This is a genomic window from Mycoplana sp. ABR4_002 (assembly GCF_056159645.1).
The window spans coordinates 68,647-94,408 of record NZ_JBSWVO010000001.1 but is presented as its reverse complement, the minus strand read 5'-3'; the positions used below and the strand labels follow the sequence as shown (position 1 = coordinate 94,408).

Here is a 25,762-nt window from a genome sequence, read left to right as displayed (position 1 = left end):
CATCTTGGTTAAGGACCCGTCAACAGGACGCTTGGACAGGCCATGACGAACAAGAAAAAGCCGACGGTCTACATCACCCGCCGCCTGCCCGACGTTGTCGAAACGCGCATGCGCGAGCTGTTCGAGGCCGAACTCAATATCGAGGACACACCCCGCAGCCAGCCCGAACTCGTCGCCGCGGTGCGGCAGTTCGACGTGCTGGTGCCGACCGTCACCGACCGGATCGATGCCGCGCTGATCGAGCAGGCCGGCCCGCAGCTCAAGCTCATCGCCAGCTTTTCCAACGGCTTTGACCACATCGACGTGGACGCCGCCGCCCGCCGCGGCATCACCGTGACCAATACCCCGAACGTGCTGACCGAAGATACGGCCGACATGACGATGGCCCTGATCCTGGCGGTGCCACGGAGGCTGGCCGAGGGCGCGCAGCTTCTTACCGACCGCAAGGGCGAGTGGGCCGGCTGGTCGCCGACCTGGATGCTTGGGCATCGAATCTGGGGCAAGCGCCTTGGCATCGTCGGCATGGGCCGGATTGGCACCGCGGTGGCGCGCCGCGCCAAGGCGTTCGGGCTTTCGATCCACTATCACAACCGCAGCCGCGTTCATCCGGCGACCGAGGAGGCGCTCGAGGCCACCTATTGGGACAGCCTGGACCAGATGCTGGCGCGGGTCGACATCGTTTCGGTCAACTGCCCGTCGACGCCGGCAACCTACCATCTGCTTTCGGCCCGCCGTCTGGCGCTGATGCAACCGTCGAGCTACATCGTCAACACCGCGCGCGGCGGCATCATCGACGAGGCGGCGCTGATCAAATGCCTGCGCGAGGGCAAGATCGCCGGCGCGGGGCTCGACGTGTTCGAACACGAGCCGGCCGTCAATCCGAAGCTGGTGAAGCTTGCGACCGAGGGCCGGGTCGTGTTGCTGCCGCACATGAGCTCGGCGACGCTCGAGGGGCGCATCGACATGGGCGAGAAGGTGGTCATCAACATCCGCACCTTCTTTGACGGCCACCGCCCGCCCGACCGCGTGCTGCCCGGGCGAAACTGAACCCCAGGCCGGGGCGACCGAATGAAGCCGAGGCTGGCCCAGCGCCTGCCGCCGCGGCGCGTTGCGCCGCTAGTTTGCGCCGCGCCGGCGGTAGCGCATAACCTCGAAGCGCGCCGCCAGCCCGTCATAGAGCAGCAACCGACCGACCAGGGGCTCCCCGGCGCCGGTGACCAGCTTGATCACCTCCATGGCCATCAGCGTGCCGATGACACCGGTGAGTGCGCCGACGATGCCGGCCTCTGCGCAGGACGGCACGGCGCCGGGCGGCGGCGGCGTCGGAAAGAGGTCGCGGTAGCGCGGATTCGCGCCGCCCTCGGCCGTGACCTCCCACGGCTTGAGCACCGTCACCGAGCCGTCGAAGCGACCAACCGCGCCGGTCACGAGCGGACGCCGTTCCGCCTCCGCCACATCCGCCATCGCATATCGCGTCTCGAAATTGTCAGAGCCATCGACGAGCAGGTCGAAGCCCCGCAAGAGTTGCGGTGCCGTGCCGGCGGTCAGCCGGGCCTCGAGCCGGGTCACGCGAACGTGCGGATTGAGCGCCGCGATCGCCTCCGCGGCACTCTCGACCTTGCTCCGCCCGATCGCGGCGGTGGCATGGATCACCTGCCGCTGCAGGTTCGACAGCGAGACCGTGTCGTCATCGACGATGCCGATGTGGCCGATGCCGGCCGCGGCGAGGTATTGCAGCACGGGCGCACCAAGGCCGCCGGCGCCGATGACAAGCACCGAGGCGTTCTTCAACCGCTGCTGCCCGGCGCCACCGATCTCGGCAAGCACGATATGGCGCCGGTAGCGTTCGATTTCGTCCGGGCTCAGCGGTTCTGCAGTCGTCACGGAGTCCTCCATCAATCCTCGGCCACCGTTCCGTTCGCCACGGTCAGGAAGCGGGCACGGTCGCCGAGCGCCGAGAACATGGCACGATCCGTGCCGGTCATGAAGGCCTGACCGCCAAGCATGTCGACCCGGTCGAACAGGGCCGCCCGGCGGCCCTCGTCGAGGTGGGCCGAGATCTCGTCGAGCAGCAGAACCGGAGCATGGCCGGTCATGCCGGCAACGAGACCGGCATGGGCCAGCAGGAGGCCGACCAGCAGCGCCTTCTGCTCGCCGGTGGAGCAGCGCGCCGCGTCCATGTCCTTCTCGCGGTGGCGGATGAGCAGGTCGACACGATGGGGTCCCTCGAGCGTCCGCCCGGCGGCGGCATCGCGGTAGCGGCCGTCACGCAGCAGTGCGACATAGGCCTCCTCCGTTTCGTAGGCCGGGCGGTCCAGCGCGTCATCGAAAAAGCCGGCCAGCCCCAGCACAGCGGACGGAAACGGGCCCGCGTCGCTCGCCGCCTCGACGAGGCCGGCGAGCAACCCGACCAGCTCGCGGCGGGCCAGTGCCATGGCGACGCCGAGCTCGGCCATCTGCCGTTCGAGCGCGGCCAGCCATTGCGGATCGGGACGCGGCTCGGCAAGCAGGCGGTTGCGCCCGCGCATCGCCTTCTCGAAGTCCGCCGCCCGCCGCCCGTGCTCCGGATCCAGCGACAGGACCAGCCGGTCCAGGAACCGACGCCTATCGGCTGACGGGCCGGTGAACAGGCCGTCCATCGACGGCGTAAGCCAGACCACGCGCAGGTGGTCCAGCAGTTCGTCGACCGACCGCGACGGCGTGCCATTCAGGCGCAGGCGGCGTGATTGACCCTCCTCGCCCGCCTCCGTTCCGGTCCCGATCTCGACCTCGCCCTGCATTCCGTCGATCGCGCTGAACACCGTGAAGCCGCCGGCGGCGCCCGCGCGTACGACATCGGCATAGGCGGCGCGGCGCAGGCCGCGGCCGGGCGAGAGGAAGGAGACCGCCTCCATCAGATTGGTCTTGCCGGCCCCGTTCGCGCCGGTCAGGACCACATGCCGGTCATCGAGCGCAAGCGCCAGCGTCGCGTAGTTGCGAAAGTCGTGCAGCTTCAGGCGCGAAATGGTGACCTTGTGGGGCATCGGCGTTCCGGTTCGTTCCGCCAGACAGCTAAGGTGAAGCCGGCCCCGTGGCAAGGCCGCAACGCGGCTGATGCCGAATATCCTCCGGGGCGCGGGCCGAGCAAGGCGATTCACCCGACCTTAACGCCTGGTCCGCGACAATGACGTCGCCGCGTCACCCCACCCGCGTTCGGCCGTTCTCATCCAAGGTCCGCGATGTCCCCGCCCCGCAGTGAAATTCGTCTTTCCCTCGTGGTGGCCACGCTCGGCCGCTCTGACGAGATCGCGCGTCTTCTTGGGTCTTTGGCCACGCAGCAGCGTCAGGACTTCGAGGTCATCATCGTCGACCAGAACGGCGACGACCGCGTCTTGGCGCCGATTGAGCAATACCGCGATGCCCTGACCATCCTGCACCTCAGGACCCCCTTGCAGGGTGTCTGCCGCGCCCGCAATCTCGGCGCGTCGCAGGCACGCGGTCACTGGCTGATGTTTCCCGACGACGACTGCTGGTATCCGCCCGACCTGTTCGAACGATACGAACGGATTGCAACGGAGCGGCCCGCCGACTTCTACTGCGGCCGGGCGGCCAACGCAGCCGGCGAGACGATCATGGGGACGTTCGAGACGGAACCGGCCAGGATCGAGCGCGCCAATGTCTGGACCACGCTGATCGAATGGATGCTGGTGGTCCGGCGCAGCAGCTTCCAGGCCGTCGGCGGGTTCGACGAGCGAATCGGCCCCGGCTCCGGCACGCCGTGGGGTGCGCACGAGGTGCAGGATCTCGTGCTGACGCTCCTGGCGCGCGGCCATTCGGGCCAGTACGATCCTCGGCTCTTCGGGCACCACCCGCACGATGTCGACCCGGCGACGCCGGCCAAGGTGGCGAAGATGCGGATTTACAGCGCCGGTCTCGGCTACGTCATGCGCAAGCACGGCTTTCGGCTGAGCCAGTTCCTGCCGCGCCTGCTTCGTCCCATCGCCGGATGCGGCCTCTATGCGCTCACGGGACGCCCGGGCCTGGCACGGCGATCGCAGCAGATCCTGCTCGGGCGATGGCAGGGCTGGCGCGATGCCGACCGGACCGCCTGAAACGCGGCGACGCAGGATATCTTAACACTTGAAAAATAGGATCCGGCTACAGCCGAAACGGAATGCTGCACGGCCCGCACCGGCGCGCGAATGGACTGGGCGATGAGCAAGGGAATCATGTCGAACTCGATCATGAACGCGGCGGCGGGAATGCTGCTGCTCGTGACCGGCTTTGCCTGCTCCATCGTCGTCGCCCGGCTGCTCGGCCCCGAGGCCAACGGCACCATCGCGTTCGCGTTGTGGATCGCGACGACCGGCGCGCTGGTGGCGGAGCTGGGGACCGGCGTGCTTCTGATGCGCTGCCTGCCGCAACTGAAGGCGCGCGGCTTCGACGCGACCCAGCGACGCGGTTTCGCCGCTTACCTGGCGCTGCCGGTCGTGGTATCGACCGTGCTGCTCGCCCTGCTCTACGGTTCGCTTTCCTGGGAGGCCGAGCGCGAAGCGATCATCGACACCGCAGGCAGCGTGGTCGTCCTGACAGGCGTGCTGCTGTTCATCCAGTCGATCGGTGCGCTGACGAAGAACTATCTGATCGGCGAACAGCGGCTTTCTGCCTTCTTCCGCATCACCGTGATGTCGTCTGCGCTGCAGCTTCTTCTCGTCGTCTGCGGCGCCGTCGGCTGGGGCGTCGAGGGCGCCCTGCTCGGCTATATTGCCGGCCAGGCGGCGCCCTTCGTTTTCGCACTCGGAATCCTCGCCACGCCGCGCAACGGCGGCGGCTACGGACCCAGGGCGCTGGCCGCCTCGTCGTCCGTTCTGTTCCTCGAATTCGTGCTGAGCGCGGTCTTCATCAATCGACCCGAGCTGTTCTTCCTGCAGCAGTTCCGCAGTCTGGAGGAGGTCGGGTTCTACGCCGTGGCGCTGTCGCTTGCCAATCTCGCGCTGCAGCTTCCGGTGCAGCTGACCGGAAGCCTCATGCCCTACTACGTCGAACGTCGCGAAGACGCCGACGGCCGCCTTCCGCCAGGGATTTTCGCGGCTGTCACGCGCAGCTTCTCCTACCTCACCTTTCCGCTCTGCTTCGGCCTTGCCGCCGTTTCCCAGCCTTTGGTCGTGGCGATCTACGGGGAGAGCTTCGCCCCGAGCGGCGTGATCGTGGCCATCCTGGCGGTCACTTCGCCGGCTTTCGTGTTTGCCCAGCTGATGACGCAGTATCTCTATTCCATGGACCGTATCAGCATCCGGCTGGCCACGACCGGCATCGGGGCCGCGCTGATGATCGTCGGATGCCTGATCGTCGTCCCGCACGCGGGTGGGGCCGGCGCGGCGGCCGTGCGCGGTGGCGTCTTTCTGGCGATGGGCGCGATCTTGCTCAGCCGCATCCGCAGCGCCGACCTGTCCGCAACGCTTGGCGTCACCGTCGCCAAGGTCGCGGGATCGGCAGCGGCATGCGGCATGGTCGCCTTCCTGATCGCAGACCGCCTTGCCGGCCCGGCTGGCATTGTCACGGCCGTCATTGCCGGGGCCGTGGTGTATGCCCTGGCGCTGCGGCTTACCCGTGCCGTTCCGGCCGCCGACGCGCAGATGCTGGATCCGCTCCTCGGCCGCCAGCCGACCGGGCTGGGACGGGCGCTGCGAGGCGCGCTTTCCTTCATCGCTCCGGCCGCCGCTGCCGCGCCGGCGCCGGCAGAGTGAACACCATGCTGCAGGCCAGTGAACGCCCCCCGCGCCCTGATTTGCCCATGGCGGACCGCTGGGTCCCCGGTGCGGCGGCCCTCCCGGTGACGTTTTCCAGGACGGTCGGTCTCTACACCCCGCCGGCCGCCGGTGCACCGCGATCGGACTGCGCGGTACTGTTCCTCAGTCCCTGGGGCTTCGAGGAGATGTGCACACGCAAGCTGTGGCGCGAACTGGCCGAGCGCTTCGCAGCTCTCGGCGTTGCCAGCCTGCGCTTCGACTATCCCGGCACCGGCGACTCGCTCGACGCGATGGAGTTCTCCGGCGGACTGGCGGTCTGGGAGGAAGCGATCGCCGCGGCCGCGCTCGAACTGCGGCACCTGTCGGGCGCGGCGCGCCTGATCCTGGTCGGCCACGGGCTCGGAGCATCGCTTGCGGCACTTTACGCCGGACGGCTCGGCCGCATCGACGGTGCCGTGCTGATGGCTCCGGTCACCAGCGGCCGCTTCTATCTCCGCGAAACCGCCGCCTGGGCCAAGATGGTCGACGAAGGCCTTGGGCTGGCAGAAGGGCAACGGCTGGCCGGCAAGGTCGCGGTAGCCGGACTCGTCCTGCCGGAGGACGTTGCCGCCGCCGTGCGCAAGATCAACCTCGAGGGCCTGAGCGAAATTCCGGCAGACGCGATCCTGATGGTCGAACGACCGGCAAGGGACAAAGACGCGGCGTTGTCCCGGCACCTCTCCGGCCTCGGCGCTAAAGTCGCCCGCCAACCCTATGTCGGTTACGACGACCTCGTCTCGAACCCGACCCTTGCCACCCAGCCCTTGGCCGTGGCCGACCACGTCGCCCGATGGGTCGGCGCCCGCGCGATGGAGGCCGGCCCGGCAGCGCGCATCCTTTGCAGTCCGCCCGCCGCCTTGCTTCAGGGCGATGGCTTCCGCGAGGAACCCTTGCGATTCGGACCCGACGGCCGGCTCTTCGGTGTCCTTTGCCATCCCCACGGCGAGCGGCGCGGGGCGACGATCGTGCTCTTGGGCACGGCCTATGACCGCCAGGCCGGCTGGGCCCGCTCGACGGTCGAGACGGCGCGCTTCCTCGCCGCCCAGGGCATCGCCTCGCTCCGCTTCGACGCTGCCAATGTCGGCGACAGCCCGCCGGTGCCCGGTGCGTCCGACCAGGTGCTGTTCTGCGACGGCCAGCAGGACGACGTGAGGGCCGCCTTCGACCTGTTGGCCCGGCGAGGACTGACGCCGGCGATCGTGACGGGGCGCTGCAGCGGCGCCTACCTCGCCTTCCAGAGCGCCGTTCGCGACGATCGCTGCCGGGCGGTGGTCGCCGTCAATCCCTTCACCTTCGTCTGGGACCGAGAGGAAAGCGTGGAAGCGGCGCTGCGGCACAATCCACGCTCGCTCGACGACTACCGTCGGCGGGCCCTGCGGCCGGAGACCCTTCGCCGGCTTATCTCGGGCCAGATCGACCTGCGGCGGGCCGCCGCCAACATCGGCAAGCAGCTCAGCCGACGACTGGCGCTGGTCGCCCCGGGCGTTCTCGGCAGCCTGTCGAAATCCGGCCGCCTCCGCCACGCCGTTCTCGTCGCGTTTCGTACGCTGGCGGACCGGCAGGTGCCGCTCCGGCTGATCTACAGCGAAACCGATGTCGGCTTGGACCGCTATCGCGCCTATTTCGGCGCGGACGGCAGGGGGTTGAAGGCGTTCCCGAACGCCTCGGCCGAGATCGTGACGGATGCCGACCACAACATGTCACCGCCGCATGCGAGAGCCCTGGTGCGGCAAAGGCTGCTGGAGGCGGCGCTCGGCGTGCGTTAGGAACGCCGCTGCGACGGGTGTCCGGGACCCTGGGGGGACTCGCCCGTGCTCAGAATACGACGGGCGAGGCGAGGTTCAGCGCGCTCACCTCGCCGCTCGGCCGATCCCCGCCGCCGATCGGAATCAGGTCGATGTCGCGCTCCTCCCCCGGTGCCAGGTGGAACCAGTTGTCCGACGGCCGGAATCCGGCGCAGTCGATGTGCACCGACTGCAGCAGCCGGTCGGCAATGACGCGGACCGACCAACGCCCCTGCCTTTCCATCAGGACCGCGGTTGCGCTTCCGCGCTGCAACGCCCGGGCGCGCCCCAGCGGGAAGTGGAAGGCGCGGGCGACTACGTCGGCGGTGTGCCGGTCGGTCAGCGTCGCGACGGTGAGGTCGTGCGGCGGCGGGCCGAATCGGAAGGCATAGGTGGCGTCGAAGAAGGCGCCGAACAGATCGGTTGCGGCAAGCGATGCGGTCGCCCGGGCTCCGAGCGCAAGCTCGCGACTGCCCGTGACGACGGGCTGCTGCCCGTCGCGAAAGCAGCGGAGCTCGATGACCAGGTCGCGCGCGTCCGCCGTCTCGTTGAGCAGGTGCACGTCGAGCCCGTTGGTGCCCTCGTCGGACAGTATGACCTGCACGGGGCGGAACGCGCGCCGCAGTGCGTGCCAGACCGGTTTGGGCAGACCGGTCGCGTCGACGATCCCCCATCCGGCCCCCGGCAAGAGGTCCTGCAGCGTCCAGACGAGCGCGCCATTGCAGCTCGACCGCGGCCGACGCCACTCCGCGAAAACGGCCTCCATCACCTCGCCGCTGGTGGCCCGGGATAGATCGAGGTAGCGCAGCGGGTCCTCTCGGCGTAGCCGTCCCGGGTCGCAGTCATACAGCAGCCCGAGATAATGGTCGCGAATGTCCTCGAAGTCCCAGGCAGCGCCACGGTCGCGCGGCACGCGGGCCTTCCAGAGCGGATCGTGTACCGCCGGCACGGGCAGGTGCGCATCCAGCGTCATCTGCTCCGGCACGTTGGCGAAGGCGAGCGATTCCGCGGCGAAACGCACCTCGGCACGGCGAGCATCCTCCAGCGGTCGGCAATAGGCTCCGACGCCGTAGTAGTGCGTGACCCCGGCATTGGGCGAGAACGGCATGGCACCGCCGGAGGGCGAGTTCGGCACATAGGGGACGTCCGGTCGCAACCCTTCCGCCGCCCGCGGCAGGATGGCGTCGGTCAATGGGTTCTCCCAGGTCGATCGCGGCAGGCCGAGCATTGCCGCCTGCTGGAACATCTCGCTGCCGCCACACAGCACCGCCAGCGACGGCGAGGCGCCGGTCCGCCGCAGCAACTGCTCGGCCTCGAGGCGGACCAGTTCGCAGAACGCCGGATCGGCGGCCGGGTAGTCGAAATTCGCCAGCATGAAGTCCTGCCAGACGAGAATGCCGAGTTCGTCGCACAGGTCGAAGAACTCCGCCGTCTCATAGGCCATCGTGCCGCCGAGGCGCAGCATGTTCATGCCGGCGTCGGCGGCAAGCCGCAAGAGCGGCGCATAGCGCTCGCGCCCGGCGGGAAGGTCGACGATGTCCGCCGTGGTCCAGACCGCGCCACGGCAGAAGACCGGGACGCCGTTCACCTCGAGGCAGAAACCGTCTCCCCCGCCGCGGTCGAGGCGGAGGCGCCGGAAACCCGTGCGTCCGATGGCGACCCGTTGCCCGTCGAACGTGATCTCCACGTCATGCAGGACGGGGCGTCCGTGGGTGTGCGGCCACCACGGCTCGACGTCGGCGACGGCCAGCCGTCCGCCCCACCGGCCGTGCGCATCCCGCTCCATCGCCACCGAGGATCCCGAACAGTGCAATTCGACCGGACCGTCCAGCCCATCGGCACGGAACGACGCCGCCAGGTGACCCGCGCCATCCCGCCCAAGGACCGACGTGATCTGCACGTCCCGTGGCGTCGCCGGCTGTGGCCGAATAAGATAAACCGGACGGTAGGGTCCGACTGCGTGCACGGCAGGGCACCAGCCAGGCATGTGCCCGAGCAGCGTGGTGCGCACCAGGCGCAGGCCCTGCGGCACGATCATCTGCGGGCGCCAACGGGCCCGCGGCCCGCGGCGACCAAGATGGGGGGCAAGGGCGCGAAAGCAGATGGCGAGGCGGTCGTTGCCGCTCAGGTCCACTTCCAGTTCATGGGCCACGAACATCGAGGTGGACTCCAATCGCCGCTCGCCGTTCCAGAAGACCTCCGCGATCGTTGCAAGCCCATCGAGCGAGAGGATGGCAGGCCCCCGGTCCGTGCCGGCGATGTCGAGGAAATACCAGGCGTCGAGGCCGTCCAGCGGCCGCGGATCGGTGCGGTCGAAGCGGCCGACCCGCTGCAGCGCGCCGGCGACCGTGCCGGGCACGACAGCATCCAGCACCTCAGCCTCCTCGGAGCGCATGGACGGGTTACTCCAGGCGCCCGCTTCGGTCAGGCACAGGCGCCAGCCCCGGTCGAGGGCACGTGCCTGCGTCAGGGGTGCCGCTGCTGGAAAAGCCATGCGTCCTCCGGTCTCACGCAACGCGACCGGTCAGGACCCGCATCAACTCGTCCCAGGCCTCGACGGCCGGGTCGAGCGCGGTTGCGAGCGGCTCGAAGCGCTTGCGGGTCACGGCACGGGCCAGCTGGAACTGAACGGATTTCGCCACCTCGGCGATCCGCAGCGCCGCCCTTGCGGCATCCGACAACCCTCCATCCGCGGCAATCCAGTCAAGGTGGCTGGCGGCCAGCTCGAAGTTGGCGCCGAGCTGGCGCAGCGTGTTGAAGGCATACTTGTGGAAGAAGCCGAAGGGGCGTGCGGCGACCGCCTCGACCTGCTTCGGAAACACGGCGGCGAAGGCGGCGATCGGATTGTCCTGCGGCCGGCGGTCGAGATGAACGCGCAACAGACGTTTGGCCTCGCCCAGCAGGACCGCCTCGTCGGGATGGCCCCCGGGAAACCTGGCGAACTCGGTGTAGGGCAGGAACGGCAGCTGGCCATCGTCGGGGCGCAGCTGAAACAGCCCGTCGAAGTCCTCGCCTTGCAGCCGGAAGAACCCGGCATTGTGAAAGTAGTCGAGGACGCGCCTCTCCCGGTCGAGCCGGTTGATCGCGATCGTCGTCTTGCCATGCTCCAGCCGGTAGGCGACACCGCGAGTGTCCGGCAGGTAGAAGCTGTCCATCTCGACCAGGCAGAGTCGACCACGGCCGATCTGCACCTCGACATGGCGCTCGAGACGATCGTAGATCGCAAGCTCGGTGCAGCGGATGCCGTAAAGCGCCTCCAGGTCCTCGAGCGGCACCTTGAAGAAGGTGAACTGGTCGCCCTCGAAGTCCTGCGCCAGGGTGAAGCCGAGCATCGCCTGCGGCGGCACCCCCCACGCGGCCAGTGCCTCGATCCACAGATCGACATAGCAGTTGGTCTCGGGCCACATGCGCTCCTGGTCATGCAGCGGATGCGGGCGGTAGACCGCCGGGTCGAGACCGGGAAAGACGGAACGCGTGGCCAAGGTCAGCCCCAGAGCGTGCCGCGGACGCTTTCCGGCCACACGGCGACGTCGAGGCCATGCGTGTGAAACAGTGCCAGCGCGATGCGCTCCAGGCCGAAGCCGACGCAGGCCGTGTGCGCGACGCTGCCGTCTTCCAGCTGAAGCCCCCATTTGGCGCCGAAGGCGTCCTGGTGATAATTGAAGCTCATGCAGGCGGTCGGCTTGGCCGCCGAGGTGATCGGGATCAACAGTTCGAACTTCAGGTTCTGGTCGCGCTGGTTGTTGACGAGCATCTTGCCGGCGCGGCCGAAAAAGGGATCGTTGGCGACGTCGATCGCCACGTCGAGGCCGACGGACCGCATCATCTCCACGCCGCGGTCCATCCACGACTGGCGGAACGCGGTGACGTGCTTTTCCGTCCCCATGCAGACATACTCGCGCATGCGGAAGAGCTGCTGGCGCGCCGGATCCTGCGACGGTTCGTGGCGGAAGCAATAGGACTGGAGGTCGAACAGCGCACCGTCCATGGGGATCGGGCCGCGCCGCGCCACGGTCGGATAAAGCGGGTAGCAGGCAGCCGGCGTCAGCACGATGTCGGTCGCCTTCTGGTCTCTGGTCCAGTCCTCCCCGCCGACTTCCATGCACTGCAGCAGGCTCATGTGGTCAAGCTCGCTGCCGCAGAAGGAATGAACGGTGCCGGCGAGCTGCGGAAAACTCTTCATGTAACCGCTCTTTTCGAAGAAGGCGCGGTTCATGCCCGGCGGAAAACGCATGGTTTCGGCGCCGTCACCGCCACCGACTCGATCGATCAGGCGCTCGAAGGCGGCAATCACGTCCTCGAACTGGCCGCTTCGGCCATAGAGCCCGTCAACGCCGGTGTCGATCAGAAGACCGGCATCGAAAAGCCGGTCGAGAAACGAGGTTTGCATGTCCATGGTTCTTCACCCCGCGAGACTGGTGTCCTGCTTGTGGACGAGCAGGAGATTGGACGTGTTGCCGAGGATACGGTCGTTGGAGATCATCAGCTGGGCCGAGTGCGCGTCGCGCAGATGCCGACCGACGCTGAAGGGGGTGCCATTCTTGTATCCCATGATGCCGCAGATCAGCATGGCGTGGTTGATGATCGTCAGAATCGTCTCCGACGAACCGACCTTGAGGTTGTTCATGGCGACGGAGAAGCCCATCGACGACAGGCGATCCGGATCGGCCTTGGCGACCTCGAACTCCCTTAGCCCGGCAACGACGTTGGACTTCAGCTGCTGCAACAGGCTCGACGCCTCGGCCAACCGCAGCGCACCGGGCGGGGTCTGGCCCGGGCTCTTGCGGGCAGCGGCGCGCACGAAGGCCTGGGCCCGCGCCACGGCATCGACGGCGATGCCGTACCAGACCGCGCTCCAGAGCAGGTGGGAGGTGGCCAGCATCGACTGGGCCGCGATGTCAGCAAAGGGCTTCGGCAGGATTTGCTCCGTCGGTGCTTCGCCCCTGAACAGGAAGCCGTCGGAACAGGTGCCGCGCATGCCGAGCGTGTCCCAGACCTGCGTCCGTTCCAGCGTATACTGGTCGCGGCTGAACACGGTCATGACCTGGTCGGTCGCGGCGGCGTCCTTGTGGCTGCGCGAGGTGATCAGGATCGCGTCGGCATGGGCGCCGTAGGAGATGACCGTCGCGTCCTTCTCCAGCCGGCATCGGTCGCCCTCGACCGCGATGGCACAAATGCTGTTGCGCAGGTTGCCGCCGATGCCGCCTTCGGTGGTGGCCGAGGCAAGCAGCAGCTGTTCGTCGGATAGCCGGCGCATGAACGACCGGTGCCAGCCGCTCTCGATGCCGTGCGAAACCAGGCTCGACACCTTGATCTGGTGCATGGCAAAGACCATGGCGGCGGCCGAGCAAGACTGGCCGACGACGGAGCAAACCTCGGCGATATCCGCCAGGGTCACGCCCTCGCCGCCGAGTTCGGCCGCGATCTGGGCCGACAGCAGCCGCTCCGCCCGCATGGCCGCAACGGCCTCCTCCGGAAAGCGGCCGTGCAGGTCGACGTCGTCGGCGTGCGCCTGGGCGACGACGGCAACACGCGCAGCCCGCTCCGCAAGGCCTGCCCCGGTCGCCACATTCATTCGGCCGCCTCCGCGCTGCCCAGCAGGCCCTCCACCGTACGGGTGATCGCGGCAATGCTCTGGAACGACTTCCGGTTGAGCAGGTTGTCCGGAAATTCGAGATCGAACGCTTCCTCGATCGCCAGCATGATCTGGACCGAGGCGAAGGACGAAAGACCGGCGGTGTAGAGGTCGGCATCGTCCGCGATCTGGTCGACGGCGACCGGCAGACCACCATGCTTGGCAAGCAGCTCGCGGATTTTCGTCTTCATGGCAATTCCTCTCCAGCTGATCCGGCGCGGCACAAACGTCCGCTTCTTCAACCAGTGGCATACAGGAACGGGTGATAAGAACGGTTGAAGGGACATGGATAAATTTCCGTGAAGCCATGGAAGGGCGCCAGGCGGTCGCCGGCCCGGAAGGAGGCTGGGCGGGCCGCCGCGGCCACAGCGCCGGACATTGAGAGCTTGTTAACCATGTTCTGAGAGGTTGCAGGCGGAGAACCCGCCTTGCCGGCGGCTTCGGCAACGCGTCGCATGGGCATGGCGGGCCCCGGGCATTCGATGGACATAGACGTTTTTCAACTGCCGGGAATCGTGCGCAAGCGGATCCACTACGTGGTCGCCGCCGCGCTCGTCTGCTCGATCCTGGCGCTTGGCTTCGTCCTGACGCAAAGACCGTTCTACCGCTCGAGCGCCGAGCTTCTCGTCGATATCGCGGGCGACCCTGCGCTCGGCGCCGACGCCAGTGGCGGGCCAGGCATGCAGCAACTGGTCGGCAGCCAGCTCTACCTCATCCAGTCGCGCGCGGTCTTGCGCGACGTCGCGCAACGTCTGGAACTCGCCAAGGACCCCTACCTCGCTCCACGGGGCGGGCTGCTCTCCGCCGCCCTGCCCGAAAGCGACAGCCCAGACGATGCCACGCTCGATGCCGTCATCAGCGCGCTCGCTGAAAACCTCACCGTTACGCGCAACCAGGACAGCTTCGTCTTCACGATCACGGTGCAGCACCGCGACAGTGACAAGGCAGCGGGCATCGCCAACGCCGTCGCAGAGAGCTACGTGCGGAGCGCCGACACGGCCCGCGTGGAATTGAACCTGCGCAGCACGCGGGCCATCACCGAGCAGGCGGAAGCGCTGCGCGGGCGGGTTCTGGACGCCCGCGCCGCGGTCGAAGCCTTCCGTGCCGAAAACGGCCTGATCGCCACGGGCGATCAGGGACTGATCACCGACCAGCAGCTGGCCGGGCTGAACCAGCAACTGCTGGCCGCCCGCCAGCAGGTCGAGCAGCAGAAGACCGTCTTCGACCAGGCGCGACAGCTCAAGGTTTCCAACATCGAATCCGGCGCCATCCCCGAGGCCCTCGGCTCCACGCTGCTGTCCGGCCTTCGCAGCCGCTACGCCCAGGCGCTCGACCGGCAGGCCGAGCTCTCCGCCAATCTCGGCAGGGATCATCCGCAGATGCGCGCGATCCGTTCGCAGATCGGCAGCATCCGCGAGGCCATCGAGACGGAACTTGGCCGCATCCGCCAGACGACGGCGAACACCTACGAACGGGCGCGGGCCAACCTCGCCTCGCTCGAAAGACGCTTCGACGCGCAGACAGCCTCCACCAAGGACAGCGGCAAGGTCCGCTTCCGGCTGGCGCAACTGATCAGCGAGGCGGACGCAATCGACGCGGCCTACAAGTCGTTCCTGACGCGCGCGGAGGAACTGAGCCGGCAACAGGATCTCGGCGCCGGCAACTCAAGGCTCATCTCCGAAGCCGTGCCGTCGGGCAAGCCGATCCAGGCGCCGAAACTCCTGGTGCTGCTTGCGGCCTTGCTGTTCGGCGCCGTCGCCGGCACCGCCCTTGCCGTCGCCCGCGAGCTGTTCGGTCCCGAGCCGCGCGAGCGGTCCATCGAGGATGGGACCGGCGCGCCGATCCTTGCCACGATCGACGCAAGTACCACGGCGGAGCGACCGGCCGGCGTCGCCGGACGCATCGCACGGCTCCTGCCCGCGAGACAGACGTCCTCGACGGTCACCCGGGAAGCCGGGATCCGGCGGCTGTCGCAGGCGCTGCAGACGGAGTTCGGCGCGGCCGGGTCGGCAACCGTGGCGCTAGTGCCGTCCGACGGCGGCGACCGGGCCGGCATCGCCTCCGCGCTCGCCCACGATCTCGATTCGCTCGGCTTGTCGGTGCTCTTCTCCAACGGTTCGCCGCGTCACATAGAACGGGCGACGACACCCCCGGTTCGGCCGGTCACGGGTCGCACCAGCCCGCCGCATCCGGCCTTCGCTCAGCCGCTTGAGAGCATGCTGCATTTCGAGAGGATCGGTGCCGGGGCGCTGCGGAAGATCATGGCGATCTCGTCGTCGCGGGTCAGCACCGCAGTTCGGTTGGAGACGCCGGACTTCAGAATCATCGACTGCCACGGCGCGGCGGCCAGCCCGCTTCTGCCAGCCATTCTCGGACACGCCGACGGTATCGTCATCGTTGCGCCGTCCGACGCCTCACAGAGCGATGGCCTGCAAGCGTTGATGGCCGAGATCGAGCCGTGGCGCGACAAGCTTCTGGGCACCGTCCTTGTCTGCGCCCGGCGCACATAGGCCGGACGCGCGGGGGGCGCGGGACCAGGCGGACAGGGCCGCCAGTGCACCCGACGCCTTCGCCCGGCCCGCGCCATGGGTGCGCGCGGTCGGGTTCGCGGCGGTGATCGCCGGGCTTGTATTCAATGCCCTGCTCTGCCTGGCCAACACCCGGTTCATGGCGGTGTCCGATCGCCACGTGATCATGGCGGAGATGGCGATCGTCGGCGCCGCTTTCCTGGCCGCGATGACGCGCCGCGCCACGCTCTATCTCCTGGTCGGAGTGTTCGTGAGCTACATGGCGCTGTTGTTCATGCTGCGGGGCGGGCAGGTCGACCTCAAGGCGGTGCGCGACATCCTTATTCCGATCGCCTTTTATTTCACCGCGTCCCGGATTGCCGACCAGAGCCTGGCCGACCGGCTCGTGCTCTGCAGCGGCCTGATCGTCGTCGGCTTCGGCCTGTTCGAATACCTCATGGTCGATACGTTCCTCGATTACTTCAACGTGATCGGCTACTACCTCGCCCGCGGATCGGTGACGCTCGAGCAGGTCTTCGGCGAGACGCGGGGCCTGTTCATCTCCGGCCAGCGCCCCGAGCCGCGCACGATCCTGCCGCTCCTCGGCCAGCACCGTGTCTCCTCGGTCTTCCTTGAGCCGGTGTCGATGGGGAATTTTGCCGTGCTCATCTACGCCTGGGCGCTGTATCGCGGCCGCGCCTTCGCCGGCCGGTGGCTGGTGTTCGCCTGCGCCCTTGCGACCATCGCGCTCGCGGACGCCCGCTTCGGCCTCTATACCTGCATCCTGATCACGCTGCTCTACCCCTTCTACTCCATCCTGCCACGGCTGGTGTGGACGCTGCTGCCCTTCCTGCTGCTGTCGGTGCTGGCGCTCTACGGGCTGACGTCGGGGTCGAGCGGTGGTCCGAACGACCTTGCCGGCCGGTTCGCGGTAACGGCCCATATCCTGGCGCAGCTCGACCTCGGTGTCGTGCTCGGGATCCAGACCACCGACCAGTTCACCGCCGACTCCGGCCTGGCCTACTCGCTGACCGCCTTCGGCATCCTCGGCTTCGCGGCGCTTTGGGCGACCTTCGTCCACGCGCCGCTCAACCAGGCCCGGGCGTGGCGCTTCCAGTCGATGATGATCGTCTACCTGCTGCTGCTGATGCAGATCAGCGACTCGTTCTATTCGATCAAGACGGCGGCGCTGATGTGGTTCCTCGTTGGGACCGCGGGCGCCGGCAAGGCAGGACCGGTACCCGCAGACAAGCGCGCAGCCCACGCCTCACAGCCATCGCAGGTCGCGACGGCGACGGCCTGAACCCTCCTTCCGGACGCCGCTCAGCGGCCCTCGCCGAGAGCCGGGCAGGCATCGATCGGAGCGGGGCTTGCGCCGGCGGGCGTCAGCGCCCGCAGTTGCGGCCGATCTCCGGCCGGGGTTGGCTGGACGTTCAACGGCTCGCTCTCGGGCCACCAGTCACCGGCCGTCCAGTAGGTCCAACCGGTCCAGACGTCCGGCGCGCCGTCGACGACCGCGATCATGCGTTCCAGCCCCGACAGGCATTCCGGACCGGCCGCGGCGCCGAATTCGCCGAGGAATCCACGCTTGCCATGGCGGCGCAGCCAGCCGGTCATGCGCTCAAGCGCCGCGACGGCCGCGTCCGCCCCGTCACAACGGCCGTGGGTTCCGGAGAAATCATGGTCGAGATACTGGTGTACCTCGTAGGCATGGTTGTCCGCCGGGTCCTCGATCGCCAGCATCGCGCTGCCGTTGGCGCCGCCCGCTCGCTCGCTCTCCCAACTGTGCGCGCCGGTCCAGTTGGTGCCCGGGACAAGCACGAGATTGGCCGCGCCGGCACCGCGAATGGCGGCGATTGCCGCGTTTGCCGCGCCCCGCCATGCGGCAGGCGTGACGTCATGCGGCTCGTTCATCAGGCCGAACTGGACACCGGGATCATGCCGGTACTCCACCGCCAGTCGCCGCCACAGATCGGCGAAGGAATCGGCCGGAACATCTGCCGAGCCGATCTGGCTATCGTTGTAGTAAGCGTAGTTGTGCGGGTCGAGAATGACGGTGAGCCCGGCCTCTCGCAGGCGCCGTACGGCGTCGCGAAGCCGATGCCGCTCCGCGTCATCGAAGGCCCGGCCTAGCTCAGGCTGCAGCCGCTCCCAGCGAAACGGCAGCCGCACCGCGTTGAATCCCTTGCCGGCGAAGTAGCGGATCGTCGCGTCGCTCGGATAGAGGTAGTCCCTGCCATAGACCCCGCCCCGATCGCCGAACTCGGCTCCGGACAGGTTGATGCCGCGCAGGCAGCCGGCCGCGGCGTCGGTGCAAGCCAGCAAGGCAAGCGCGAGCAGCGCGCGCCGCAGCCGTCGACCTGTCGCGGGCGGGCGGGCGGTCCGGCTTCGGGCTCGCGGATGGCGTTGCATGACGGTCAACGGTCAACCTTCAATCCAAGCCGATGGTCGCGCGCGGCGCGGAGACGCCCAGAACCTCGGTGTAGATGCCGGCGTAGCGATCGGCGACGTGCTCCCAGGCGTACCCCTGGGCGGCACGCATCGCCGAGGCACGATAGGCCGCGACATCGCCGGCCAGGGCGAAAAAGGCCGACTGGATCGCCCCGGCCGCCGCCTCGGCATCGTCGAAATCGCAGAGCCGCACCTCGCCGTGCTTGTCGGCGAGGTCGCGAAAGGCCTGGTTGGGGTGAAGCAACGGCATCAGACCGGCGCTCATCGCCTCCACGGCGACCAGCCCGAAGCCCTCATAGCCGGAGGCCGACGCGAACAGTGAACACCCGCCGAGAACCTGCCTGATCTCCTCGTCGTTCAGGCCGACATGCACGGCCACATGGTCTTCCATCGCCCGCTCGGCAATCAACCGCCGTACATCCGCTTCGGTCTGATCGCCGGGGACGCCGATGATCACAAGTCGCCAGTCCGGCTCGTGCACCACCAGCCGCGACACCGCGTCCAGCAGGCGGTGCAGCCGCTTGTTGGACGAAAACCGGCCGATTGTCGCAATGCGCCGGACCGGCGCTTTTGCCCCCGAATCGCAAAACTTGGTGACGTCCGCACCGTTCGCAACCTCGACGACGCGACGTCCGGCGATGGTGCGAAAGCGGCGCGTGTCCTGGGCGCTGCAGCCGATCAGCCGGTGGTAGCCGAGCGCGGACAGCCGCGTCATGACGTTGAACCAGACCAGCTTCGCGGTGGCATACTTGCCGGTGTGGAAGAAGCCGCCATGGGTGGTGGCGACCATCGGCCGTCCGTGCAGGAGCTTGCCCCAGGCAAGCGCATCGAAGAAGAAATCGATCGCGTGGACATGGACGATGTCGGCGTCACGCAGATGGCGGAAGACCTCCGGCGCCAGCGGATAGCGGGAGCTGCCCCGGAACGGGATCCGCACGATTTCTATGTCGTCGACCACCTCTTCGCCCGGCAGCGGCCGGTCGGGGGCGGTAAAGACCCGGTCGAGCGTGACGACGCGCACCCGATAGCCGCGCCGGCGAAGCTGCCGCGACAGGTTGGCGACAACGTCCTCAAGCCCGCCACGGCTCGGAGGAAACTGTCGAACCACCTGAACCGCCAGCGGCGCGCGCTGTGCCGGGCCCATGTCGGGGCTGCCTTGCCTAAGCCAGTCCATGCCGTCACCATCCGTCGCGGGACTGCGGGTTACCGGCGCTGCTGCCGGTGGATCGAACGCGCGCGCCCCAAGCCTCCCGCAGAAGCGCAGGCAGCCGTTAAGGCTGCCTTAAGGCGGGACCGATCGGACCGCCGGCACTGGGAAACGTCGTCAAGTGGTAAACAGACCCGCAACGGACGGATGGCTGGTTGTGGCCCTCACAGTCCTTAGTGCGCCTCGTCCCAATTGTGCGCCGCCCGGGCGTCGACGCGCAGCGGGACCTTCATCGCGACAGCCGGCATGGCGGCATTCTCCATCACCTCGACGATGACAGGAATGGTGCGGTCGACCTCGCCGTCCTCGACCTCGAAGATCAGTTCGTCGTGAACCTGCAGCAGCATGCGAGCCGAGAGGCCGCTGGCGGCCAGCGCCGGCTCCATCTTGACCATGGCGCGGCGGATGATGTCGGCGGCGGAGCCCTGGATCGGCGCGTTGATCGCGGCGCGCTCGTTGAAGGAGCGCACCGAAGGATTGGACGAGCGGATGTCCGGGTAGTGCGCACGGCGCCCGAAGATCGTCTCGACATAGCCGTTTTCGCGGGCGAAGGCCTTGGTGCCGTCCATGTAGTCCCTGATGCCGGGGAAGCGCTCGAAATAGCGCTTGATGTAGTCGCCGGCCTCGGAGCGCTCGATCGAGAGCTGATTGGCAAGGCCGAAGGCGGAGATGCCGTAAATGATGCCGAAGTTGATCGCCTTGGCGCGACGGCGCACCTCCGCAGGCATGCCCTCGACCGGCACGCCGAACATCTCCGATGCCGTCATCGCGTGAATATCGATTCCGTCGGCGAAAGCCTGCTTCAGTTGCGGGATGTCGGCGACGTGGGCGAGCACGCGCAGCTCGATCTGGCTGTAGTCGGCCGAGACCAGCTTGTGGCCTTGGGTCGCGACGAAGGCCGTCCGGATCTTGCGCCCCTCGGCCGTGCGAACCGGAATGTTCTGCAGGTTCGGTTCGGAGGAAGACAGCCGGCCGGTGGTGGTGGCGGCCAGTGCATAGGACGTGTGCACCCGCTTGGTATCCGGATGGACGAATCCCGGCAGCGCGTCGGTATAGGTCGACTTCAGCTTGGTCAGCTGGCGCCAGTCGACAATCTTACGCGGCAGCGGGACGCCCTCGGCCGCGAGATCCTCCAAGACCTGTGCCGAGGTGGACCACTGGCCGGTCTTGGTCTTCGCACCGCCGGGCAGCCCGAGCTTGCCGAAGAGAATGTCGCCGAGTTGCTTCGGCGAGCCGATCGTGAAGCGCTCGCCCGCGAGCGCGTAGATCTCGTCCTCGAGGGCGGCGGCCCCCTGCGCCAGCTCGCCGGACAGGCGCGACAGGATCTGGCGATCGACGGTGATGCCGCGTTCCTCCATCCGCGCCAGGACCGGCACCAACGGTCGCTCCAGGCGCTCGTAGACGGACGTCATGCCCTCCGCAGCAAGCCTCGGCTTCAGCAGATGCCAGAGCCGCAGCGTGACGTCGGCGTCCTCCGCCGCATAGGCCGTGGCGCGGTCGATATCGACCAGGTCGAAGCTCTGCGCCGCCTTGCCGCTGCCGGCCACCTCCTTGAAGGCGATCGGCTTGTGTCCGAGCCAGCGCTCCGCGAGCGCATCCATGCCGTGAGTGGTGGCGCCGGCATCGAGGGCATAGGACATCAGCATGGTGTCGTCGAAGCCCTGCATGGCGATGCCGTGCCGCTTCATCACCAGGTAGTCGTATTTCAGGTTCTGCGCGACCTTGAGGACGGACGGATCCTCGAGCAGGTCCCGGAGCCGCTCCAGCGCCGACGCCATCGGGACCTGACCTTCGCGCAGGCCGCCGCCGAGCAGGTCGCCGACGCCGGACTTGTGCAGCAGCGGCACATAGGCGGCGCGGATGGTGACACCGGCCGGATCGGCGGCATTGTCGGCGAGGGCGAGCGAGAAACCGCAAAGATCGGCCTGCATGGCGTCGAGCGACGTGGTCTCGGTGTCGAAGCCGACGAGCCCGATCTCACGGGCGTCGGCGATCCAGCGTTCGAGCGTCTCGACGTCGCGGATCGTGACATAGGACGAATGGTCGAACGGCAAAGTCGCAAACCGGCGCGCCCGCGCCTGCGCCAGCGTCGCAGGCGTCGCTGCGTCGGCAGGTGTACCGGGCAGTTGCGTCTCCGCAGCTCCGGCAGCGGCCGCAACGCGCCCGGCCACCGCGGCCCCGGCGGCCGCGCCCGCGTCAAGGTCGGGACCGTGCGCCTCCGCTCCCCATTCGACCGGCACGCTGGCGGGCTCGATCGCCGACGCGTCACAGTCGCAGGCATCGGCGACGCGCCGCGTCAGCGAAGTGAACTCCATCGCCTTCAGGAAGGCGATCAGCCGGGGACCGTCCTGCGGCTCGAGAAGAAGGCCATCGAGCGGCACTTCCAGCGGGGTGTCGGTCTTGAGTGTGACGAGTTCGCGCGACAGCAGCGCCTGTGCGCGATTGGCGATGATGTTTTCGCGACGCTTCTGCTGCTTGATCTGCTCGGCGCGCGCAAGAAGCGTGTCGAGATCGCCGAATTCCTCCAGCAACTGCGCGGCCGTCTTCGGTCCGATGCCGGGGATGCCGGGAACGTTGTCGGTGGAGTCGCCCGTCATCGCCTGCAGGTCGATCATCTTGTCCGGAGTGACGCCCCATTTCTCGACCACTTCGGGAATGGCGATCTGCTTGTCCTTCATGCTGTCGTACATCGACACCTTTGGCGTTACCAACTGCATGAGATCCTTGTCGGAGGAGATGATCGTCACATCCGCGCCGGCCGCCTCGGCCTGGCGGGCGTAGGTGGCGATCAGGTCGTCGGCCTCATAACCCTCCTTTTCGATGCAGGGCAGATTGAAGGCGCGCGTCGCGTGGCGGATCAGGCCGAACTGGGGGACCAGATCCTCGGGCGGAGCCGTCCGGTTCGCCTTGTACTGGTCGTAGAGGGCGTTGCGGAAGGTTTTCGAGGAATAGTCGAAGATGACAGCGAAATGAGTGGGGGTGACGCCAACGTCGGTATTGCGTGCGTCCTTGAGCAGTTTCCACAACATGTTGCAGAAGCCGGACACGGCGTTGACCGGCAAACCGTCCGATTTGCGGTTCAGCGGCGGGATCGCATGGAAGGCGCGGAAGATGAAACCCGAACCGTCGACGAGGAAGAGATGATCACCATTTTTCATGGCGCCATGGATAGCGTGCGGCGTTCACCGCGTCCATCGTTTCGGCACGGGCTGCCTCGCTTTCGCGGCCTCACCAAAACGTTACCGATTTGTAATTTTCCGCCCGGCCGGCATCCCTTGAAAAGCCATATTCACGGACCCAAATGAAGCGCATCGGCACCTGATCAAGCCGTGGTCTGGCATCCCGGCCTGTCCCCCGCCGCGCCAGACTATAGGACAAAGGCCTAATCCCCCTCTCCGGGCCTTTGTCCACAATTCGCAAGAGCCGTTGCGGACGAGCCTCCAGTCCGCAACGGCTTTTTCTTTGGCCTTTTCTTTGCCCAACCGCGCACCACAACGCGGCTGCGGGCGGCTGAGCGCCAATCCCGGCCCAACGTCGGCCTGCTGCGGCCGAATGTCGAGCAGCCGACCATCGCCGATACGCGCCGCGGGGGCCCGGACGGCCGCGTCCCGCGCACGCCGCAGCCGATCGACCTTAGGGCATCCATCTGGCTGAACCGGCTCTTGCAGGATGCGGATGACGCCCGCCAACGTCGCCCGCGCCGCAGCCGCCGGGCACCGCCAGACCTGTCTCGACTGACCGCGAGAGTTCCCGGCGCGAAATTGGATTTTGATCCGTGGCGGCATGCGCTAAGGTCCGGCCGCAATGAAGGATTCGATCATGACAAATCTTCTCCCCGTACTCGACCACGCCGCCGCGAACATGCCCGCCAGCCTCGAGCGCCTGTTCGAACTCGTCCGCATCAAGTCGATCTCGACCGATCCGGCCTTCAAGACGGAGGTGCGCCGCGGCGCCGAATGGCTGGTCACGGAACTGCGTTCGCTCGGCTTCGATGCGACCGTGCGCGATACGGCCGGCCATCCGATGGTCGTCGCACATCACGAGGGCGCCAATGCCGATGCGCCGCACGCCCTGTTTTACGGCCACTACGACGTGCAACCCGTCGACCCCCTCAATCTCTGGGACAGGGACCCGTTCGAACCCGCCGTGCGCGACATCGAAGGCGGTCGCCGGATAATCACCGGCCGCGGCACGGCGGACGACAAGGGCCAATTGATGACCTTCGTCGAGGCCTGCCGGGCCTACAAGGAGACCACCGGCGCGCTTCCCTGCAAAGTGACGATCCTGTTCGAGGGCGAGGAAGAGTCCGGCTCACCCTCGCTCAAGCCCTTCCTCGAGGCCAATGCCGCCGAACTCAAGGCGGATTTCGCCCTCGTCTGCGACACCAACATGTGGGACGCAGAGACGCCGGCAATTTCGGCCGGGCTGCGCGGCCTGGTCGGGGAGGAAATCGTCGTCAAGGCGGCCGACCGCGACCTGCACTCCGGCTATTTCGGCGGTGCCGCCGCCAACCCGATCCACATCCTTGCCGACATTCTCGCGGGCTTGCACGGCGACGACGGCCGCGTCACGCTCGAGGGCTTCTACGACGGCGTCGAGGAAACGCCGCCAGAAATCAAGGCGTCCTGGGACAAGCTCGGACAGACGGCTGCGAAGTTCCTCGGCGAGGTCGGACTGTCTGTCCCTGCCGGCGAGCAGAACCGCTCGGTCCTCGAACTGACCTGGGCGCGCCCGACCGCCGAGGTCAACGGCATCTCCGGCGGCTATACAGGTGAGGGCTTCAAAACGGTGATCGCGGCGGAAGCGAGCGCGAAGGTCTCCTTCCGTCTGGTCGGCAAGCAGGATCCGGCCCGGATCCGCGACACCTTCCGCGCCTATGTCCGTTCGAAAATCCCGGCCGACTGCTCGGTCGCCTTCCACCCGCACGGCGGCTCCCCGGCGATCCAGCTTCCCTATGATTCGCCATTGCTGAACAGGGCGAAGGATGCCTTGTCGGACGAATGGCCCAACCCCGCGGTGATGATCGGGATGGGTGGCTCCATCCCGATCGTCGGCGATTTCCAGCGGATGCTGGGTATGGAGTCGCTGCTCGTCGGGTTCGGTCTGGCCGACGACCGCATCCATTCGCCCAACGAAAAATACGAACTGCGCTCGTTCGAGAAGGGCATCCGCTCCTGGATCCGGATCCTGGCGACACTGGGCGAGTCGCGCTGAGGACGGAGCGCACAGGACAATGACGGGCGTCATTGTCCTGTGCGCCTGACAGTGGTTAACTTCGTCGCAAGCGAAGGCGAGGACGCAGCGGCGCGATGGCCATCAGCGCAGGCGAGGACAGAGTATGAACGGTACGGACACAGACGCGGGCAATCCGCGATGGCCAGCTCGGCGCCTCATCGACCGTGGCAGGCGCGGACGGTCACGGGACGCATGACACTGAGAAAGCTCTTTTGGCCGATCGTCGGGTCGGCGGCGATCGTCTTCTCCATCTGGATCCTCTATCACGACCTGAAGGGGCTGTCCTTCAACGAGTTCCGCGACAGCATCATGGCGATCCCTCCGTCGGGCTGGCTGCTCGCCGCGGCGTCGACAATCGCGGCCTATGCGGCGCTCGCCGCCTACGACCATCTGGCGCTCGAGCATCTCGGGCACCGGATCTCGCTGTGGTTCATCACGGTCGCCTCCTTCACCGCCTATGCTCTGGCGCACAATATCGGCGCCTCGGTCTTTTCCGGCGCGGTCGTGCGCTACCGCGCCTACTCCTCCAAGGGGCTGACGGCGAGCGAGGTCGGTGTGCTCGTCGCCTTCTGCTCCTTCACCTTCGCCCTCGGCACGGCGGTCCTCTTCGGGCTGGTGCTGGTGATCGAGCCCGAAATCGTCGAGCGTTTCGCCAAGTTCCTGCCGATCGAGGCGGCCGTCTCCACAGGGACGCTGATCCTGACGCTGGTCGCCCTCTACGTCATCGGCAGCCTGGTCGGATTCCGGCCGATCCGGACGCGCTGGTTCCGCCTGGAGTACCCGCGCCCCTCCGTGGCGGTGCGACAGTTGCTGCTCGCGCCGGTCGAATTGCTGGCCGCCGCGGCAATCATCTATTTCGTGCTGCCGCACGACGGCAACCCGGGCTACCTCGTCGTGCTCGGCATCTTTCTCGCCTCGTTCTCGGCGGCGCTGCTGTCGCACGCCCCCGGCGGCATCGGCGTGCTGGAGTTGATCTTCATCGCCGGACTGCCCGAACTCGATCCCGCCGACGTCCTGGCGGCGCTGGCGGTGTTCCGGGTCTTCTACCTGATCATCCCGTTCGTGCTTGGACTTGGCGCCGTGTTCGTGTTCGAGCGGTCGCGCTACCTGCAATCGCAAGCGGGGGAGGACCGCCGGACCTAGACGGCGGAGCGGTTCATCGTCTGTTCAGCCGC

Annotated in this window: 18 protein-coding genes; 8 read left to right on the top strand and 10 right to left on the bottom strand. The window is 67.6% G+C overall.

Translation table 11 applies throughout. From position 1 onward, the window contains the following. The first annotated feature begins 42 nt into the window (after positions 1-42). A complete protein-coding gene (locus tag ACXAGF_RS00405; protein WP_475013603.1) occupies positions 43-1,047 on the top strand; it encodes a 2-hydroxyacid dehydrogenase in 1,005 nt (334 codons plus the stop codon). 69 nt (positions 1,048-1,116) lie between these two features. Here the strand turns inward: ACXAGF_RS00405 and moeB are convergent, their stop codons facing one another. Next, entirely contained in the window at positions 1,117-1,896 is a 780-nt protein-coding gene (moeB, locus tag ACXAGF_RS00400; protein ID WP_475013602.1) for a molybdopterin-synthase adenylyltransferase MoeB, read from the bottom strand. Then, positions 1,896-3,023, bottom strand: coding sequence for a DNA replication/repair protein RecF (recF, locus tag ACXAGF_RS00395; RefSeq protein ID WP_475013600.1), 1,128 nt, complete (start codon positions 3,021-3,023; stop codon positions 1,896-1,898). Before recF ends, moeB begins: the two co-directional genes overlap by 1 nt. 195 nt (positions 3,024-3,218) lie before the next feature. Between recF and ACXAGF_RS00390 the strand changes: the two genes are divergently transcribed. From ACXAGF_RS00390 to ACXAGF_RS00380, 3 genes are all read left to right on the top strand, one after another. Then, positions 3,219-4,091: a glycosyltransferase family 2 protein gene (locus ACXAGF_RS00390; RefSeq protein ID WP_475013598.1), complete on the top strand. Its 873-nt coding sequence runs from the start codon at positions 3,219-3,221 to the stop codon at positions 4,089-4,091. A 102-nt stretch (positions 4,092-4,193) separates the two neighbouring features. Next, the gene (locus tag ACXAGF_RS00385) at positions 4,194-5,726 is read left to right on the top strand and encodes a lipopolysaccharide biosynthesis protein (protein WP_475013597.1); all 1,533 of its coding nucleotides are present in this window, start codon (positions 4,194-4,196) and stop codon (positions 5,724-5,726) included. 47 nt (positions 5,727-5,773) lie between these two features. Next, positions 5,774-7,534, top strand: a complete 1,761-nt coding sequence (locus ACXAGF_RS00380; RefSeq protein ID WP_475013596.1) for an alpha/beta fold hydrolase — start codon at positions 5,774-5,776, stop codon at positions 7,532-7,534. 49 nt (positions 7,535-7,583) lie between these two features. Here ACXAGF_RS00380 and ACXAGF_RS00375 read toward each other — a convergent pair whose 3' ends face one another. Genes ACXAGF_RS00375 through ACXAGF_RS00355 form a run of 5 tightly spaced genes read right to left on the bottom strand, consistent with a single transcriptional unit; the run spans position 7,584 to position 13,378 of the window. Next, positions 7,584-10,046, bottom strand: a complete 2,463-nt coding sequence (locus ACXAGF_RS00375) for a glycoside hydrolase family 2 protein (protein WP_475013595.1) — start codon at positions 10,044-10,046, stop codon at positions 7,584-7,586. A 13-nt stretch (positions 10,047-10,059) separates the two neighbouring features. Beyond that, on the bottom strand, positions 10,060-11,046 hold the full coding sequence (locus ACXAGF_RS00370) for a DUF1839 family protein (RefSeq protein WP_475019181.1): 987 nt from the start codon (positions 11,044-11,046) through the stop codon (positions 10,060-10,062). Further along, entirely contained in the window at positions 11,037-11,948 is a 912-nt protein-coding gene (locus ACXAGF_RS00365) for an amino acid--[acyl-carrier-protein] ligase (RefSeq protein WP_475013593.1), read from the bottom strand. The genes ACXAGF_RS00370 and ACXAGF_RS00365 overlap by 10 nt, the downstream gene beginning before the upstream one ends. 6 nt (positions 11,949-11,954) lie before the next feature. Continuing rightward, positions 11,955-13,127 carry an acyl-CoA dehydrogenase family protein gene (locus tag ACXAGF_RS00360; RefSeq protein ID WP_475013591.1) on the bottom strand — a complete coding sequence of 391 codons (1,173 nt, stop codon included), beginning with the start codon at positions 13,125-13,127 and terminating at the stop codon, positions 11,955-11,957. Beyond that, positions 13,124-13,378 (bottom strand): acyl carrier protein, encoded by a 255-nt coding sequence (locus ACXAGF_RS00355; protein ID WP_475013589.1) that lies wholly within the window; start codon positions 13,376-13,378, stop codon positions 13,124-13,126. Before ACXAGF_RS00355 ends, ACXAGF_RS00360 begins: the two co-directional genes overlap by 4 nt. Positions 13,379-13,669: 291 nt before the next feature. On the opposite strand from ACXAGF_RS00355, the gene ACXAGF_RS00350 reads away from it, so the two are divergent. Together ACXAGF_RS00350 and ACXAGF_RS00345 are read left to right on the top strand one after the other, a co-directional pair. After that, entirely contained in the window at positions 13,670-15,697 is a 2,028-nt protein-coding gene (locus ACXAGF_RS00350) for a GumC family protein (protein WP_475013588.1), read from the top strand. Continuing rightward, entirely contained in the window at positions 15,675-16,997 is a 1,323-nt protein-coding gene (locus ACXAGF_RS00345) for a UDP-phosphate alpha N-acetylglucosaminyltransferase (RefSeq protein ID WP_475013586.1), read from the top strand. Before ACXAGF_RS00350 ends, ACXAGF_RS00345 begins: the two co-directional genes overlap by 23 nt. A gap of 20 nt (positions 16,998-17,017) precedes the next feature. Here ACXAGF_RS00345 and ACXAGF_RS00340 read toward each other — a convergent pair whose 3' ends face one another. The 3 genes from ACXAGF_RS00340 to polA all read right to left on the bottom strand — a co-directional run bounded on the left by ACXAGF_RS00340 (position 17,018) and on the right by polA (position 22,510). Next, complete coding sequence (locus ACXAGF_RS00340) at positions 17,018-18,106, bottom strand: glycoside hydrolase family 5 protein (protein ID WP_475019180.1); 1,089 nt, start codon at positions 18,104-18,106, stop codon at positions 17,018-17,020. A gap of 19 nt (positions 18,107-18,125) precedes the next feature. Next, a complete protein-coding gene (locus tag ACXAGF_RS00335; protein ID WP_475013584.1) occupies positions 18,126-19,319 on the bottom strand; it encodes a glycosyltransferase family 4 protein in 1,194 nt (397 codons plus the stop codon). 206 nt (positions 19,320-19,525) lie between these two features. Continuing rightward, positions 19,526-22,510, bottom strand: coding sequence for a DNA polymerase I (gene polA, locus ACXAGF_RS00330; protein WP_475013583.1), 2,985 nt, complete (start codon positions 22,508-22,510; stop codon positions 19,526-19,528). Between the two features lie 661 nt (positions 22,511-23,171). Between polA and ACXAGF_RS00325 the strand changes: the two genes are divergently transcribed. Both ACXAGF_RS00325 and ACXAGF_RS00320 read left to right on the top strand, forming a co-directional pair. Next, entirely contained in the window at positions 23,172-24,566 is a 1,395-nt protein-coding gene (locus ACXAGF_RS00325; RefSeq protein ID WP_475013581.1) for a dipeptidase, read from the top strand. 213 nt (positions 24,567-24,779) lie between these two features. Beyond that, positions 24,780-25,730, top strand: a complete 951-nt coding sequence (locus ACXAGF_RS00320) for a lysylphosphatidylglycerol synthase transmembrane domain-containing protein (protein ID WP_475013579.1) — start codon at positions 24,780-24,782, stop codon at positions 25,728-25,730. Positions 25,731-25,762: the final 32 nt, after the last annotated feature.